We start from the raw sequence: 14,378 nt of genomic DNA, 5'->3' as shown, positions 1-14,378 counted from the left end.
GCCGTTCGTCACCGGTGTTGGCGGCGCCAGGCGGTCTCCCGGGCCTCGCTCGCGAGACGCTCCTCCAGGACCGCCGCCCGGATGCTGCGGCGGGAGCTGGCGAGCAGGACGAGTTCACTGCCGACGAGGGCGACGCTCGTCGCGGCCAGCAGGACCAGGGCCATCAGTCCGGGCACGTTGACGGCGAGCGGGATCAGCGCGGCGGTCAGCGTGATCGTGCCGACCCGGGTCCAGGTCACCGTGCCCAGCATGCGCACCTGGAAGCCGAGGTGGCCGAGCAGATAGAGGATCATCCCGCCGTACAGCAGGGTGATCGCGACCGGGTGTATCGGGACGGATCCGATGTTCGGGTCGCCGATGTGCTTGAGCGCCTCCTTGCCGCCCAGCGACAGCAGCATCAGCCCGGCGATCATCGGCAGGTGCAGGTAGATGTAGGCGTCCCGGGCGAGTACCACCCGGTGCAGCCCGTGCGCGGCGTGCAGCGCCTGCTCGGCGGCGAGCGCCACGATGTCGAAGTACGCCCACCAGAGGGCGGCGGTCACCATGATGCCGAGCACCGCCGCGATGATCAGCGGCCAGGTGATCGGATGGGGGAGCTGGGTGCCGCCGACCCCGACCGAGATGATCAGTTCGCCGAACGCGACCAGCAGGATCAGCGAGAAGCGTTCGGCCCAGTGGTCGGCCGAGGCGATCCGCCAGCCGGTCGGGGCCGCCAGGAAACCGGAGCAGTACTCGACCACCACGGCGAGCAGCCAGAAGCCGATCTGGGTCCAGGTACGGGCCGACCCGTGCAGCAGCATCTCCGGCACCAACGCGGCGAGCAGCAGGAACCCGGTGGCGACCACTATCGTCGCGCTGACCCGGACCATCTGGACGCGCAGTTGCGGCTGGTCGGCGGCGGCGTGCCACTGCAACACCACGTACAGCATCCGGATCACGAAATAGCAGCAGGCGAAGACGAGCGGGCCGGACAGGCCACCGGGGATGTCGAAGAATGCCTCCTCGACGGTCAGGGCCACGACGAAGATCGCGGCCATGACCGGGAACAGCACCGCCGGCACCATTCCCTCGCCGGACCGGATCGCGTTGCCGGCCCAGGCGTAGGCGACCCAGCACCACCAGAGCAGCGCGATGATCAGCAGCGCGTGCAGCAGACCGATGCCGGTGAGGTTGTCGGTGGTCGCCCGTGAGACGTTGAAGAAGGCGTAGACGAAGACCAGGTCGAAGAAGAGTTCCAGGCGGTTGACCCGGGTGCCCTCCCCGGCGGCCCGGATCCGCAGCGGGCGGCGCGCGTTCCCGCTCACGAGCCGGCCTCGGTGGGCAGCAGGTGACGTACCCGCGGGCTGCCGTCGGCCAACGCCAGTGCCCGCTGCTCCGCCTCCCGGTCGGTGCCGGTCAACCGGCCGCCGTGCTGGCGCAGGTGCTCGTCCCAGGAGGGCAGCTGGTAGACCTCGACGAAACACGCCGGTGACTCACCCTCGCGGTACAGGCCCCAGCGGCTGGCGCCGGTACGCTGCCGCGAACCCCGTACCAGCTCCATCGCGTCGATGAACGCGTTCTCGCACTCGGCCCGCACCACGTACGTCACCAGGACCACCACCGGTCCGATCCGCGGGTCGGGTTCGTGGGTCAGGCGCAGCGCCGGCCAGTAGGACTCCGGGTCCTGGTTGTTGCCGCGCAGGTCGGGCAGCGGCCACAGGCGTACGGTCACCGCGCCGAGCAGCATCAGCACGGCCGCGGCGAGATGCGCGGCGACCAGCCCGGCCATGTCGCCGACCACCCCCCACACCAGGGCGCCGACCGCCTGCCCACCGGCGAAGACCACCTGGTAGACGGCCAGCCCGCGGGCGCGTACCCAGCCGGGCAGGTAGAGCTGGATCTCCGCGTTCAGGTTCGACAGCACGGTCACCCAGGCCACCCCGGCCGGGACCAGCGCGACCAGCACCACCGGCAGGCTGGACACCAGCGCGACGACGATCAGCGCCGCGCCGTACAGCAGGCCGGCGGTGAGCAGGAACTGGCCGGCGGTCAGGTGCACCCGTACCCAGGGCAGGATCACCCCGCCGGCGATCGCGCCGACGCCGAGCGCGGCGAGCAGGATGCCGTACCCGCTGGAGTTCAGGTGCAGTTGGCGGTTCGCCACCAGCGGCAGCAGCGCCCACAGCGCACTGCCGGGGACGAGGAACAGCAGCGCCCGCAACAGCAGCCGGCGGACCACCGGCGAGTGCCGGACGAACCGCCCACCGGCCCGCAGCGCGGCGGTGAACCGCTCCGGCACCTCGACCGCGCGGGCGTGGTCGGTACGCCAGCGCAACAGCGCGAACCCGAAGACCAGTACGGCGATCGCGTTGATCGCGAAGACCGGTGCCACCCCGGACCGGGCGATCAGCAGTCCGGCGATCGCCGGGCCGATCGACCGGGCCGCGTTCACGCTGATCGAGCCGAGCGCCGAGGCGGACTGCAACTGGTTGCGCGGGACCAGTTCCGGGATGATCGCCGCCCAGCACGGCAGCGTCAGCGCCTGCCCGACGCCGATGGCGAAGGTGAGGGTGAGCAGCAGGGCCGGCGGCATCCGGCCGGTCGCGGTCAGCACGGTCAGCAGCAGGCCGACCGCGGCGAGGTAGACCTGCACCGCGATCAGCAGGTGCCGCCGGTCGAACGCGTCGGCCAGCGCCCCGGCCGGCAGCGCCAGCAGCAGGATCGGCAGCATGCTCGCCGTCTGCACCAGCGACACCAGGGTCGAGGCGTTGCGTTCGTCGATCAGCAGCCACTGCGCGCCGACGGTCTGCATCCAGGTGCCGATGTTCGCGGCGAGCAGCGCCAGCCAGAGATGGCGGTACGCGGCCCCGCGCAGCGGTGCCCAGGCCGAGGTGGACGGCTCGGCGGTAGCGGGTCCGGCGCTTACCACCTGCCGTCGGCGCGGAGGACTTCCTGGCCCGAGAGGTACAGCTCGTCGGGTTCCAGGAGCAGCAGTCGTACGACCTCCCGGGCCACCTGCTCGGGCTCGGCGTAGACCTCGTCGAGGAACTCGGCACCGACCCGTTCCTGGAGCCTGGTGTGCATGGGCCCGGGGTGGATCTGCATCACCTTGATGCCGTCGGTGCCCTCGGCCTGGGCGAGCGACTCGACCAGGCTCTTGCCGAAGTTCTTGGTGGCCCGGTAGACCGGGATGCCGGGACGGGGTTTGTCGACCGCCATCGCCCCGATGTAGACGATGTTGCCCCGGCCCCGTTCGCGCATCCGGATCAGCGTCTCGCGCAGCAGGTAGACCGTGCCGAGCACGTTGACCTCGACGGCCTTGCGCAGCGCGTCCGGCGACATGTCCTCCAGCGAGCCGCCGGCCCACATGCTGGCGCAGTGCGCGAGCCCGTCGATGGCGCCGTACCGCCGGGTCACGTCGTGCAGCGCGTGCGTGACCCGGTCGTACGAGGAGACGTCGCAGGTCGCGCCGGCGCATTCGAGTTCACTGGTGGTGGCGGCGACCTCGTCGGCGACGTTGCCGAGCACGAACACCCGGTGGTCGGTGACGAGCTTGCGGGCGATCTCCAACCCGAGTCCGCTGGTGCCGCCGGCCACGACGAACGTCCTGGCGCCCATGCCCCCTCCAGTCCTGCTCGGTGTTGCCCCGTTGTCCCGACCCTGTCATCCGGGACCCGGTCGCGGGCAGCGGATCGGATATGTCGCCCGTTCGGGGATGAGTGGCGGGGGCGCTAGCCGGCGAGGCGGTCGACCGCCCGTACGACCGCACCGGCGCCGTCCTCGGCGGCCAGCCGGCCCGCGACGGCCCGGGCCCGCTCGGTGAGGGCCGGTTCGGTGACGGCGGCCCGGATCGCGGCGGCGAGCCGGTCCACGTCGAGCCGTCCGGCCGGCACGGTGTCCGGGCTGACCCCGAGCGCGGCCAGCCGGGCGGCCCAGAACGGCTGGTCGGCCATTATCGGGATCGGGACCGCCGGCACCCCGGCCCGGAGCCCGGCCGCGGTGGTGCCGCAGCCGGCGTGGTGCACCAGGGCGGCCATCCGGGGGAAGAGCCAGTCGTGCGGCGCCTCCCCGATGGTGATCACGTCGGCGGACACCGTCCGGACCGGCTCCGCCCCGTCGTCGACCTGGATCACCCCGCGTACGCCGGCCCGGCGCAGCGCGGCCGTGACCAGCCCGCGGAACCGGTCGTCGCCACCGACCATGCTGCCGAAACCGACGTACACCGGGGGCGGTCCGGCGTCGAGGAAGTCGATCAGGGTCGGCGACGGTCGCCAGTCGGGCGACTCCGCCGGCCACCAGTAGCCGACCACCTCCAGGCCGGGCCGCCAGTCCGTCGGCCGGGGCACGACACTCGGGCTGAAACCGTGCTGGATCGGCCAGCCGCGTACCATCGCCGCCTCGACCAGGGTGTGCAGCCTGGTCGGGGCGAGGCCCAACCGGCTCCGCAGCCGCCGGGAGGCGCTCGCGTAGGCCCGCCGGGCGATCAGTTGTCCCAGCCGGCCGGCGGCCCGGTTGCCCCACCGACCCAGCGACCGCCCGCCGAGCAGCATCGGCGGGAACTCCCGGGTCGGGTGGATCGGTTGCAGGAACACCCCCATGCTCGGCACCCCGTGCCGCTCGGCCACCGAGTAGCCCAGCGGTGCCGTGGTGGTCGAGCAGAGCAGCAGGTCGACGCCGTGGTCGGCGGCGGCGCGGATGCCGTCGCCGAGCTCGTCGACGAACCGGGTGCCGAGCCGGACGAACTCGGCCAGGCTCCGGGGCCCGGCGCCGAACCGGTCCGGTCGCCCGCCAGCCGCCCGCAGCGCCCGCAGGTCGCCGGGCAGCGGCGCGAAGTCCAGGCCGCAGCCGGTCACCAGGCCGGCGAACGAGGGCAACGCGGCGATCGTGACCCGGTGCCCGGCCGCGTGCAGCCGGGCACCCAGACCGGTGTACGGCGCGACGTCACCGCGTGACCCGGCGGTGACGATCAGCACCCGCATCGGCGTGCCGCGACCCTGGGCAGCATGTCGCGAGCCTCGCACGCGGGCGCCGGTGCGTCCGCCGGGTACGGAAAAACGCGGCCTTCGACCCTGTTACCGCCCGGTCGGGCGTTGACCAGGTGGTCGGCGCGGCCGTCGCGGTCATCTAGGGTTGCCGGAGAACTCGGCAGGCAGCTCAACCTCCCCTTCAGGATGAAACTTCATGGTGAACCCCGCGATCCTGACCGTCGACGACGATCCCGCGGTGTCGCGTGCCGTGGCGCGCGACATCCGGCGCCGTTACGGCGACCGGTACCGGGTGGTCCGGGCTGACTCCGGTGACGCGGCACTGGCCGCTCTCCGGGAGCTCAAACTGCGCGGCGAGCAGGTTGCCGTGCTGCTGGCCGACTACCGGATGCCGCAGATGAACGGCATCCAGTTCCTGGAATCGGCGATGGATCTCTTCCCGCAGGCCCGGCGGGTGCTGCTGACCGCGTACGCGGACACCGACGCCGCCATCGACGCGATCAACATCGTCGACCTCGACCACTACCTGCTCAAGCCCTGGGACCCGCCGGAGGAGAAGCTCTACCCGGTGCTGGACAGCCTGCTTGAGGTGTGGCTGGCCACCCCGGACAGCACGGCCACCGAGACCCGGGTGATCGGGCACCGCTGGTCCGCGCCGTCGTTCGCGATGCGCGACTTCCTGGCCCGCAACCTGGTGCCGTTCCGGTGGCTGCTCGCCGACGAACCGGAGGGGGAGCGGCTGCTCGCCGCCGCCAACCTCACCCTCGCCGACGTGCCGGTGGTCATCACCCCGGAAGGCAAGGCGCTGGCGACGCCGTCGGAGGCGGACCTGGCCGGTCACGTCGGCCTGAGCACCACACCCGCGTCCGACTTCTACGACGTGATCGTGGTCGGCGCCGGTCCGGCGGGGCTCGGCGCCGCCGTCTACGCCGCCTCCGAGGGACTGCGTACGGTCCTGGTCGAGCAGCGGGCAACCGGTGGGCAGGCCGGCCAGAGCAGCCGGATCGAGAACTACCTCGGCTTCCCCGAGGGGGTGTCCGGTGCACAGCTGACCGACCGGGCCCGCCGGCAGGCGCTGAAGTTCGGCGCCGAGATCCTCAGCACCCGTGAGGTGGTCGGCCTCGAAGCCGCCGGCACCGCCCGCCTGCTCCGGTTCGGCGACGGCACCTCGCTCGCCGCGCACGCCGCCGTGCTGGCCACCGGCGTCTCCTACCGGCTGCTCGACGCGCCGGGCCTGGCCGACCTGACCGGGCGAGGCGTCTTCTACGGCTCCGCCGCGACCGAGGCGCCCAGTTGCAGCGGCGAGGAGGTCTACATCGTCGGCGGCGCGAACTCCGCCGGCCAGGCGGCCCTGCACTTCGCCCGGTACGCCCACCGGGTCAACATCGTCATCCGCGGCGACAGCCTGACCGCGTCGATGTCCCGGTACCTGATCGAGCAGGTCGAACGGGCCCCCAACATCACCGTGCACCCGAACACCGAGGTCGTCGGCGGGCACGGTGACGAGCACCTGGAGCGGCTGACGCTGTGCCAGCGGCGGACCGGCAGCACGCGTACGGTCGACACCTCCTGGCTGTTCGTCTTCATCGGCGCCGAGCCCCGGACGAACTGGCTCGAAGGAGTGGTCTCGCGCGACGAGCGCGGATTCATCGTCACCGGACCGGCGCTGCTGCGCGACGGGCAGCGGCCGGCCGGCTGGTCGCTGCCGAGGGACCCGTACCACCTGGAGTCGAGCCTGCCGGGGGTGTTCGCCGCCGGTGACGTACGGGCCGACTCGGTGAAGCGGGTCGCCTCGGCGGTCGGCGAGGGCGCCATGGCGGTCACGGTGGTACACCGGTATCTGGAGGCGCAATGAGTGACCAGGAGACCGAGCGGCTGGACCGGGAGCAGTTGCGCACCCTGTTCCTGTTCGAGAAGCTCACCGACGACCAGCTTGACTGGCTCGCCGAGCAGGGCCGGGTGCAGTGGCGCGAGGCGGAGACCTGCATCTTCGCCGAGGGCGAGCCGGCGACCTGCTTCTACGTCCTGCTCGACGGCACGGTGATGCAGAGCGGTCGGGTGCGCGGCGAGGAGGTCGAGGTCATCCGGACCAGCCAGCGCGGTGTCTACGGCGGCGCGATCCGGGCGTACATGCCCGACGACCCGGACCAGCTCTATGCCAACACGCTGCGGGCGATCACCGACTGCCGGCTGTTCGTGTTGCCGGCGGCGGTGTTCGCCACCGCCATGCGGGAGTGGTTCCCGATGGCGGTGCACCTGCTGGAGGGGCTGTTCTACGGCATGCGGCGGACCCAGACGATGCTCGGTGAGCGGGAGCGGTTGCTCGCCCTCGGTGCGCTGTCGGCCGGGCTGACCCACGAGCTGAACAATCCCGCCGCGGCCGCCGTACGGGCGACGTCGACGCTGCGCGGTCAGGTCGCCGGCATGCGGCACAAGCTCGCCATGATCGCCGACGGCCGGCTCGACGGCACCCGGCTGCACCACCTGGTCGAGTTGCAGGACGAGGCGGTCAAGCGGGCCGCGTCCGCCCCGACGCTGTCGGCGCTGGAGACCAGCGACGCCGAGGAGACGCTGGCCGACTGGCTCGACGAACACGACTTCGTCGACGGGTGGCGGCTCGCCCCGACGCTGGTCGGTGCCGGTATCGACACCGACTGGCTGGACCAGGTCGCGCTGGCGGTCGGTAAGGAGAACCTCGACCCGGCCGTCCGCTGGCTCACCTACAGCGTCGAGACCGAGCAGCTGATGGGCGAGATCGACGACGCGGTCGGGCGGATCTCCGGCCTGGTCGGCGCGGCGAAGCAGTACACCCAACTGGACCGGGCGCCGTACCAGACGGTGGACGTGCACGACCTGCTCACCGCGACGCTGACCATCATGAAGGCGAAGATCCCGGCCGGGGTACGCAGGGAGAAGTACTACGACCCGAACCTGCCCGCCATCCCGGCGTACGCGGCGGAGCTGAACCAGGTCTGGACGAACCTGATCGACAACGCGCTCGGCGCGATGGGCGAGACCGGGACGCTCTCCGTACGGACCGGCCGGGAGGGCGACATGGTGGTGGTCGAGATCGGTGACACCGGGCCGGGGATCGCGCCGGAGATCCGGGACCGGATCTTCGAGCCGTTCTTCACCACCAAGCCGGTGGGCGAGGGCACCGGGCTCGGGCTGGACATCTCGTACCGGATAGTGGTGACCAAGCATCGGGGCGACATCCGGGTCTCCTCGACGCCGGGCGACACCCGGTTCCGGGTCTACCTGCCGATCACCCCGCCGCCGGTGGTGCTGGCCGACGCGGAGCCGGCGGTCGGGGCCTAGCGGGCCGTCGTCGGGCGCTGTCCCGGTTGCTGGCAGGATCTGTCTCCGGCAGCACCGGCCATCGACGCGGAGGACGAGCGCGAATGCGCGACGAGAAGATCGGCGACTTCCTGGACCGGCTCGCCGACCGGGTCCCGGCACCCGGCGGCGGCGCGACGGCCGCGTTGCACGCCGCCCAGGCGGCCGCGCTGCTCGGCATGGTGGCCCGCTACAGCAGCGCAGAGAAGTACGCCGAGCACCGCGACACCATCGACCGGATCCGGGACAGCGCCGACGAACTACGCGGTACCGCCCTCGGGCTCGCCGCCGACGACGCGGCCGCCTTCACCGTGGTCAGCGACGCCTACCGGCTACCCGCGGAGTCCGACGCGCAGCGTGCCGCCCGCTCGGCCGCGATAGCGTCCGCCCTGGTCGGCGCGGCACAGCCGCCGGCCCGGGTGATCACCGCCGCCGCGAAGATCATGACCTTGGCCGAGGAACTGCTGCCGGTCGGCAACCCCAACGTCAGCACCGACGTGGCCGCCGCCGTCGAGGCCGCCCGCGCCGCCGCCACCACCGCCCGGGTCAACGTCGAGGTCAACCTCACCGGCGTACGCGACGACGCCGTCCGCGCGGAACTCGTCGCGGCCACGGACCGGGTCGACGGGCTCGCCGCCCGCGCGGACCGGGTCACCGCCGCCGTGCGGGCCGGGATCGCCGGATGAGCGGGCTCCTGCTCGGTGGCCGTGAACTGGCGGCGGCCATCCGGGTCGAGACCGCCGAACGGGCCGCCGCGCTCACCGCCGCCGGAACACCGCCCCGGCTCACCGTCGTGGTCGCCACCGACGACGAGGCCAGCGCCTGGTACGTACGCTCGATCGGCACCGCCGCGGCGAAGATCGGGATCACCTGTGACGTGATCGAGCTGGGCGGCGACGCCGACGTGGCGACGATCCGGGCCACCCTGACCCGGCTCAGCGCCGACGACCTGGTGCACGGCATCATCTTGCAGACCCCGCTGCCCGCCGGGGCGACCCTGGAGGACCTGGGCGGCGCCATCGCGGTCGAGAAGGACGTCGACGGGGCGAACCCGCTCAGCCTCGGCCGGCTCGCCGCCGGTCTGCCGGCGTACCCGCCCGCGACGGCGGCGGCCGTGCTGGCGCTCCTGGACCACCACGGCGTCGAGCTGGCCGGACGGCGGGCCGCCGTGATCGGACGGTCCACCGTGGTCGGCAAGCCCGTCGCCCACCTGCTGCTGGACCGGCACGCCACGGTGACCGTCTGCCACTCCCGTACCCCCGACCTGGCTGCCGTCACCGCGACCGCCGACATCCTGGTCGCCGCCGCAGGCCGGCCCGGACTGGTCACCGCCGAGCACGTCAAGCGGGGCGGGGTGGTGGTCGACGTCGGCACCAACCCGACCCCGGACGGCGGCCTGGTCGGGGACGCGGACGCGGATTCGGTCGCCGAGCGGGCCGCCGGGCTCACCCCGGTCCCCGGTGGTGTCGGCCCGGTGACCACGGCGTTGCTGCTGAACCACACCGTACGGGCGGCGGCCGGTCGGTTGTAGCCGGCGTCGGGTTTCCGCCGAGGCGGCAAACGGATCGACGGACAACCATTGACCGGGTGCCGCCCGGCGTGCTCCGATGGTCGGTATCGCCACGGCGTCGGGGGCAACCACGTCGGTCGGCGGAGCCGGATCAGGCACCAGGCGGTGGCCGCTCGCGTTCAGCGGCGCCCCGGACCGGGCTGTGACCAGTGCTCAGACAAACGCCCCGGAACCGCTGCCACCAGTACGCGACACGACCGTGCTGGCGTTCCCACCGGGGTCCGATCCGTGATGGGAAGACATGCGAGTTTCTCCGGAAGAGGTCCAGCCGGCACGGGTGTCGGGCTGGTGGCGCAACCGGTTCGTCTGGGTGGCCGTCATCCTGCTGGCGGTGGCGGCCACGGTCGTACTCCTGGTCAACACCGCCGGGTCGCAGCCGGCGCCCGCCGACGACCTGGCCAGCCAGCTCGGCCGTCGCCTGGTCGTGGTGCTCGAACAGCTCGAACCGGAACAGCACCAGGGTCACGGCGAGCACGCCGGGGGCCTGGCCGCCGAGACCAAGATCGTCTGCGGGGTACGGGTCTTCGGCTTCGAACCGGCCGAGGCGACCTCCGTGGCGCAGGTCCACACGGCGTACGGGTTCCATCTCTGCGGCGTGGCCGAGCCGAACCGGCCCTGGGACTGGGCGGTCAAGCTCGTCGGGCCGGTGGTGGTGGCGATGGGCACCGATCCACCGACGGTGCAGGTGGCCGAGGCGACCAACGAGGTGTCGTTCAGTGACCGGGTCGGTCAGCTCTTTCCCGAGCGCTACCAGCAGGAGGCGCGGCAGGAGTCGCTGGGGGAGGAGCGGATGCGCGAGCTGCGCCAACGCTACGACCAGGCCGCCGGGCTGTGACTATTCGGATCAGTCCGGTATATCCGGCTGATGCTTGTATTAGACCGACGATGCCGATTGGTTATGACATAGGACACAGGCGGTCGACGTCTCGTTGCGTACCGACCCGGACAGCGGGCAGGGTCGAGCCCTACCGCGCTGACCACGGCGTTTCGCCTCACTACGTCCGGGAGCTTCCGTGCCCGCCCACCGTCGTCCGCTACCGCCCCCGCCCCGGCCCGCAACCGGCGTGCTCGCCGCGATCCTCGTCGGCAGCGTAGGACTCGGGGTCGCGTTCACCGCCGCCGGCGCGTCGGGTCCCGACCCGGTGTCGAACCGGGCCGGTGGTCGGTTCGCCCAGGGGATCGGCCGCGCGGCGCCGGCCGCGTTGTCGGACACGCCGATCGGGAGCCCGGTGTCGGCGGGTCCGACCGACGTCATCGTGCCGATGAGTCCGGCCGCCGCCGAGACGAGCGTGCCGCCCCCGTCGGTGGCCGGCTCCGGCGGCACCGGGGCCGTCGGCCCGGTCGCGACGGCGGACGCGAGACCCCGGCCGTACGCCACCCCGTCCCGGACGCCCCGGTCGAATCCGCACGGCTCGACCCCGGGTCGACCCACGCCGACGTCGAGCGGCCCGACCCCGACTCCGTCGGCCACCCCGGTTCCGCCGACGCCGTCACCCAGCCCCAGCGAAACGCCGTCGCCGTCCAGCGGCCCCGGTGACGAGCCGACGCCCACCCCCACTCCCACTCCCACTCCCAGCGTCAGCGAGGACCAGGATCCGACGGCGACCGACAGTGCCGATCCGACCGGGGCCGCGCTCGGCTGAGCCGCCGCCCGTGTCCGGTTGACGTACGGCGGCGGCGTGCCCGCCTCCGGCCGGCTCACTGCGGGCGACCCGGCTCCGGGGCCGAGCCCAGTTGGGTCATCGCTCGGGCCAGCCGCCGGGTCCCCTCCTCCAACTGGTCCGGTGCGAACAGGGAGAACGACAGCCGCAGGTGCGTGTCCCCGGTGTCGGTGACGAAGAAGTGGGTGCCCGGCAGGTACGACACCCCGTTCGTGTCGGCGTACGGCAGCAGTGCGGTCGCGCCGATCGGTGCGGGTAGCCGCAGCCAGAGGAACCAGCCGCCGGCCGGAGTGGTGAAGGTGACCTCCGGCAGGTGACGGTGGACCGCCGAGACCAGCGCGTCCCGTTGTCCCCGGTAGCGCGCCCGTACCCGGTCGAGGTGACGGTCGTAGGCGCCGGCGGTCGCGAACTCCGCCATCGACAGCGCGTTGGTGTGGTTGACCCCGCCGCCGCTGTCGATGTAGCCGCGCCCGGCGAGGGCGGCGACCAGGGCCGGTGCGGCGGTGAGCCAGCCGAGCCGCAGCCCCGGCGCGACGGTCTTGGCGAACGAGCCGAGCCGGATCACCGCCCCGTCCTCGGCGGCGCTGTAGAGCGACGGCGGCGCCGGCCCGTCGTACGCGAGTTCCCGGTAGGTGTCGTCCTCGACCAGGACCAGCCCGGTCTGCTCGGCCACCGCGACCAGTTCCGCCCGGCGGGGCTCGGCCAGGCTCCGGCCGGTCGGATTGCCGAAGGTCGGCACGAGGTAGAGCAGCGGCACCCGCCGCCCCTCCCGGCGCAGCCGTGCGACCAGGTCGCGGGTTGCCGCCGGATCGATCCCGTCCCGGTCGGCCGGGGTCGGCGCCAGGGTCACGCCGTGGTCGGCGAGCACCCGGAAGGCCAGGTGGTACGTGGGCGCGTCCACCAACACCGTGTCACCGGACCGGCAGAGCAGCCCGGCGACCAGGTCGAGCGCGTGCGAGGCACCGGCGGTGACGAAGATCCGGGGCGGGTCGGGGGCCCGCCCGTCGGTCCGGCCCAGCCGGTCCACCAGCCACTCGACCAGCGGTCCCGGCCCGTTCGGGTGGCCGTAGGCGAGCGCGGAGCCGCCGTACCGGCGCAGGGCGCCGACGCACGCCTGTGCCCACTCCCGGATCGGGAGGGTTGCCGGGTCGGGGTGACCCCAGGCCAGGTCCACCGTTCCCGGTCGGCTCCGGAACTGCACGATCGGAAGCGCGTTCGACGCGGTGGCGGACATCTGCCCAACATAGCCACCACCCGGAGCCCGTGCGGGACCGTACGCCAGCGATCATCCATTGCGTACCGTGCATGCGGCATCACATGTCGTTACGATGTCGGTCGGTCCAGTCGACACGAAGAGGTCCTTGCCGGCCGGGCGCCGAGATCGGGAGGCTTCGTGGTCCGCGTGCTGATCGTCGAGGAAGTGGGGCTGCTCCGGGGTGCGCTGCGGATGGTGCTCTCCAGTGAGGACGACCTGGAGGTGGTGGGGGACCTCGACCCGTCGGCCGACATCGTCGCCGCGGTACGACGGGAACGGCCCGACGTCGTACTGATCGACATCGGACCGTCGGGTCGCGACCCGCTCGACGTCCTGCGGCAGCTCGACCCGGCCGCGCGAGGGGTCGCGGTGCTGGCGATGAGCGCCCGGCCCGGTCCGGGGATCCTCCAGGCGGCGCTGCGCGCGGGTGTACGGGGGTTCGTCGACAAGAACCTGCCGCCGGCGGAACTGCTGCGGTCGCTCCGGTTGGTGGCGCTGGGGGAGTGGGTGATCGATCCGGCCGCCGCCGTCGCCGCGCTGAGTCCACCGGTCGGCCCGCTCACCGTACGGGAGCGGGAGGTGTTGCGGGCGGCGGCGGAGGGTCTGCCGCTGCGGGAGATCGCCTGCCGGCTCTGCCTGGCGTACGGGACGGTCCGCAACCATCTGACGGTGATCCTGCGCAAGACCGGTGGCCGCAACCGGTTGGAGGCGGTCCGGCGGGCACAGCGCGACGGCTGGCTGTGACCGGCTTGCCGTCCCGTCAGCGGGTGGGACCTGCCGTCGCGTCAGCGGGTGGGACCTGCCATCGCGCCGCTGGGCGGGACGCGAATGTTTGTGCTTAAATCCCTACATATGCTGACTCTGTCGCTCTGAGCCGCCCGAACTGCCTTTCGACGCCACCCCGACCGCGGGAGAGGTAACGGTAGATTGATCCGGACGCTGCTGGCCCTCGACGGTGCGCTGATCCGTGGCGCGCTGGCCTTCGTACTGGCCACTGAGGACGATATCGACGTGGTGGCCGAGCTCGATCGGATCGAGCAGGTCGGGCCGGCGATCCGGTCGAGACGCCCGGACGTCGCCGTGGTCGACTCGGAACTGCTCGGCACCGGCGGCCCCGCCGGTTCGCTCCGCTACGAACACTCCTGTCCGCTGCTCGTGCTGGTCGACGCCCGGCGGCCCCGGACACTCGGCGGCGCGCTGCACGCCCGCAGCCGCACCGTCGGCTTCCTCGGCAACGATGTCACCCCGCAACGCGTGGTGGACGGGGTACGCCGACTCGCCCGTGGCGAACCGGTGGTCGACGCCGACCTGGTCGTCGCCGCCCTCAACACGGAGAGCCCGCTGACCCTACGGGAGACCGAGGTGCTGGAGATCGCCGCCGACGGGGCACCGGTGGTCGAGATAGCGGCGCGGGTCGGGCTGTCGCCGGGAACCGTACGCAATCACCTGTCCCGGATCGCGGCCAAGGCCGGCGCGCGGACCCGGATCGAGGCGGTGCGGATCGCCCGCGAGGGCGGCTGGATCTGACCGGGTGGCAGGGCTGCCGAACAGAAGGGTGCCCTGGGTGAGTGCGTTGGCACCCACCCAGGGCG

Annotated in this window: 13 protein-coding genes; 8 read left to right on the top strand and 5 right to left on the bottom strand. The window is 72.7% G+C overall.

Features of this window, described 5'->3' with window-relative positions; genetic code table 11:
* Positions 1-8 precede the first annotated feature (8 nt).
* The 4 genes from OG792_RS17205 to OG792_RS17190 all read right to left on the bottom strand — a co-directional run bounded on the left by OG792_RS17205 (position 9) and on the right by OG792_RS17190 (position 4,958).
* Positions 9-1,304, bottom strand: a complete 1,296-nt coding sequence (locus tag OG792_RS17205; protein WP_329110786.1) for a low temperature requirement protein A — start codon at positions 1,302-1,304, stop codon at positions 9-11.
* Complete coding sequence (locus tag OG792_RS17200) at positions 1,301-2,908, bottom strand: MFS transporter (protein WP_329110784.1); 1,608 nt, start codon at positions 2,906-2,908, stop codon at positions 1,301-1,303. The genes OG792_RS17205 and OG792_RS17200 overlap by 4 nt, the downstream gene beginning before the upstream one ends.
* Positions 2,902-3,597: an SDR family oxidoreductase gene (locus OG792_RS17195; RefSeq protein ID WP_329110782.1), complete on the bottom strand. Its 696-nt coding sequence runs from the start codon at positions 3,595-3,597 to the stop codon at positions 2,902-2,904. The genes OG792_RS17200 and OG792_RS17195 overlap by 7 nt, the downstream gene beginning before the upstream one ends.
* Before the next feature lie 113 nt (positions 3,598-3,710).
* Positions 3,711-4,958: a glycosyltransferase gene (locus OG792_RS17190; RefSeq protein ID WP_329110780.1), complete on the bottom strand. Its 1,248-nt coding sequence runs from the start codon at positions 4,956-4,958 to the stop codon at positions 3,711-3,713.
* A 202-nt stretch (positions 4,959-5,160) separates the two neighbouring features.
* Between OG792_RS17190 and OG792_RS17185 the strand changes: the two genes are divergently transcribed.
* From OG792_RS17185 to OG792_RS17160, 6 genes are all read left to right on the top strand, one after another.
* Complete coding sequence (locus tag OG792_RS17185) at positions 5,161-6,819, top strand: FAD-dependent oxidoreductase (protein ID WP_329110779.1); 1,659 nt, start codon at positions 5,161-5,163, stop codon at positions 6,817-6,819.
* Positions 6,816-8,282, top strand: a complete 1,467-nt coding sequence (locus OG792_RS17180; RefSeq protein WP_329110778.1) for an ATP-binding protein — start codon at positions 6,816-6,818, stop codon at positions 8,280-8,282. Before OG792_RS17185 ends, OG792_RS17180 begins: the two co-directional genes overlap by 4 nt.
* An 83-nt stretch (positions 8,283-8,365) precedes the next feature.
* The gene (locus OG792_RS17175) at positions 8,366-8,986 is read left to right on the top strand and encodes a cyclodeaminase/cyclohydrolase family protein (protein WP_329110777.1); all 621 of its coding nucleotides are present in this window, start codon (positions 8,366-8,368) and stop codon (positions 8,984-8,986) included.
* Positions 8,983-9,831 (top strand): bifunctional 5,10-methylenetetrahydrofolate dehydrogenase/5,10-methenyltetrahydrofolate cyclohydrolase, encoded by an 849-nt coding sequence (locus OG792_RS17170; RefSeq protein ID WP_329110775.1) that lies wholly within the window; start codon positions 8,983-8,985, stop codon positions 9,829-9,831. Before OG792_RS17175 ends, OG792_RS17170 begins: the two co-directional genes overlap by 4 nt.
* A gap of 280 nt (positions 9,832-10,111) precedes the next feature.
* Positions 10,112-10,705 carry a hypothetical protein gene (locus tag OG792_RS17165; RefSeq protein ID WP_329110774.1) on the top strand — a complete coding sequence of 198 codons (594 nt, stop codon included), beginning with the start codon at positions 10,112-10,114 and terminating at the stop codon, positions 10,703-10,705.
* Between the two features lie 178 nt (positions 10,706-10,883).
* Positions 10,884-11,513 carry a hypothetical protein gene (locus OG792_RS17160; protein ID WP_329110773.1) on the top strand — a complete coding sequence of 210 codons (630 nt, stop codon included), beginning with the start codon at positions 10,884-10,886 and terminating at the stop codon, positions 11,511-11,513.
* Between the two features lie 55 nt (positions 11,514-11,568).
* On the opposite strand, the gene OG792_RS17155 is transcribed toward OG792_RS17160, so the two are convergent.
* Positions 11,569-12,765 carry an aminotransferase-like domain-containing protein gene (locus OG792_RS17155; RefSeq protein WP_329110771.1) on the bottom strand — a complete coding sequence of 399 codons (1,197 nt, stop codon included), beginning with the start codon at positions 12,763-12,765 and terminating at the stop codon, positions 11,569-11,571.
* Between the two features lie 159 nt (positions 12,766-12,924).
* Between OG792_RS17155 and OG792_RS17150 the strand changes: the two genes are divergently transcribed.
* Together OG792_RS17150 and OG792_RS17145 are read left to right on the top strand one after the other, a co-directional pair.
* Complete coding sequence (locus tag OG792_RS17150) at positions 12,925-13,530, top strand: response regulator transcription factor (protein ID WP_329110770.1); 606 nt, start codon at positions 12,925-12,927, stop codon at positions 13,528-13,530.
* A 183-nt stretch (positions 13,531-13,713) separates the two neighbouring features.
* Positions 13,714-14,313, top strand: a complete 600-nt coding sequence (locus OG792_RS17145; RefSeq protein WP_329110769.1) for a response regulator transcription factor — start codon at positions 13,714-13,716, stop codon at positions 14,311-14,313.
* Positions 14,314-14,378 lie beyond the last annotated feature (65 nt).

Source organism: Micromonospora sp. NBC_01699 (assembly GCF_036250065.1).
Classification (GTDB): domain Bacteria; phylum Actinomycetota; class Actinomycetes; order Mycobacteriales; family Micromonosporaceae; genus Micromonospora_G.
The sequence above is the reverse complement of the archived record's forward strand: the minus strand, read 5'-3'. Positions and strand labels throughout refer to the sequence as shown.

Bases quoted from the DNA above. Each gene is read 5' to 3' on its own strand.
- OG792_RS17195 (WP_329110782.1), bottom strand. From the start codon at position 3,597: ATGGGCGCCAGGACGTTCGTCGTGGCCGGCGGCACCAGCGGACTCGGG.
- OG792_RS17175 (WP_329110777.1), top strand. From the start codon at position 8,366: ATGCGCGACGAGAAGATCGGCGACTTCCTGGACCGGCTCGCCGACCGG.
- OG792_RS17170 (WP_329110775.1), top strand. From the start codon at position 8,983: ATGAGCGGGCTCCTGCTCGGTGGCCGTGAACTGGCGGCGGCCATCCGG.
- OG792_RS17155 (WP_329110771.1), bottom strand. From the start codon at position 12,765: ATGTCCGCCACCGCGTCGAACGCGCTTCCGATCGTGCAGTTCCGGAGC.
- OG792_RS17185 (WP_329110779.1), top strand. From the start codon at position 5,161: ATGGTGAACCCCGCGATCCTGACCGTCGACGACGATCCCGCGGTGTCG.
- OG792_RS17180 (WP_329110778.1), top strand. From the start codon at position 6,816: ATGAGTGACCAGGAGACCGAGCGGCTGGACCGGGAGCAGTTGCGCACC.
- OG792_RS17190 (WP_329110780.1), bottom strand. From the start codon at position 4,958: ATGCGGGTGCTGATCGTCACCGCCGGGTCACGCGGTGACGTCGCGCCG.
- OG792_RS17165 (WP_329110774.1), top strand. From the start codon at position 10,112: ATGCGAGTTTCTCCGGAAGAGGTCCAGCCGGCACGGGTGTCGGGCTGG.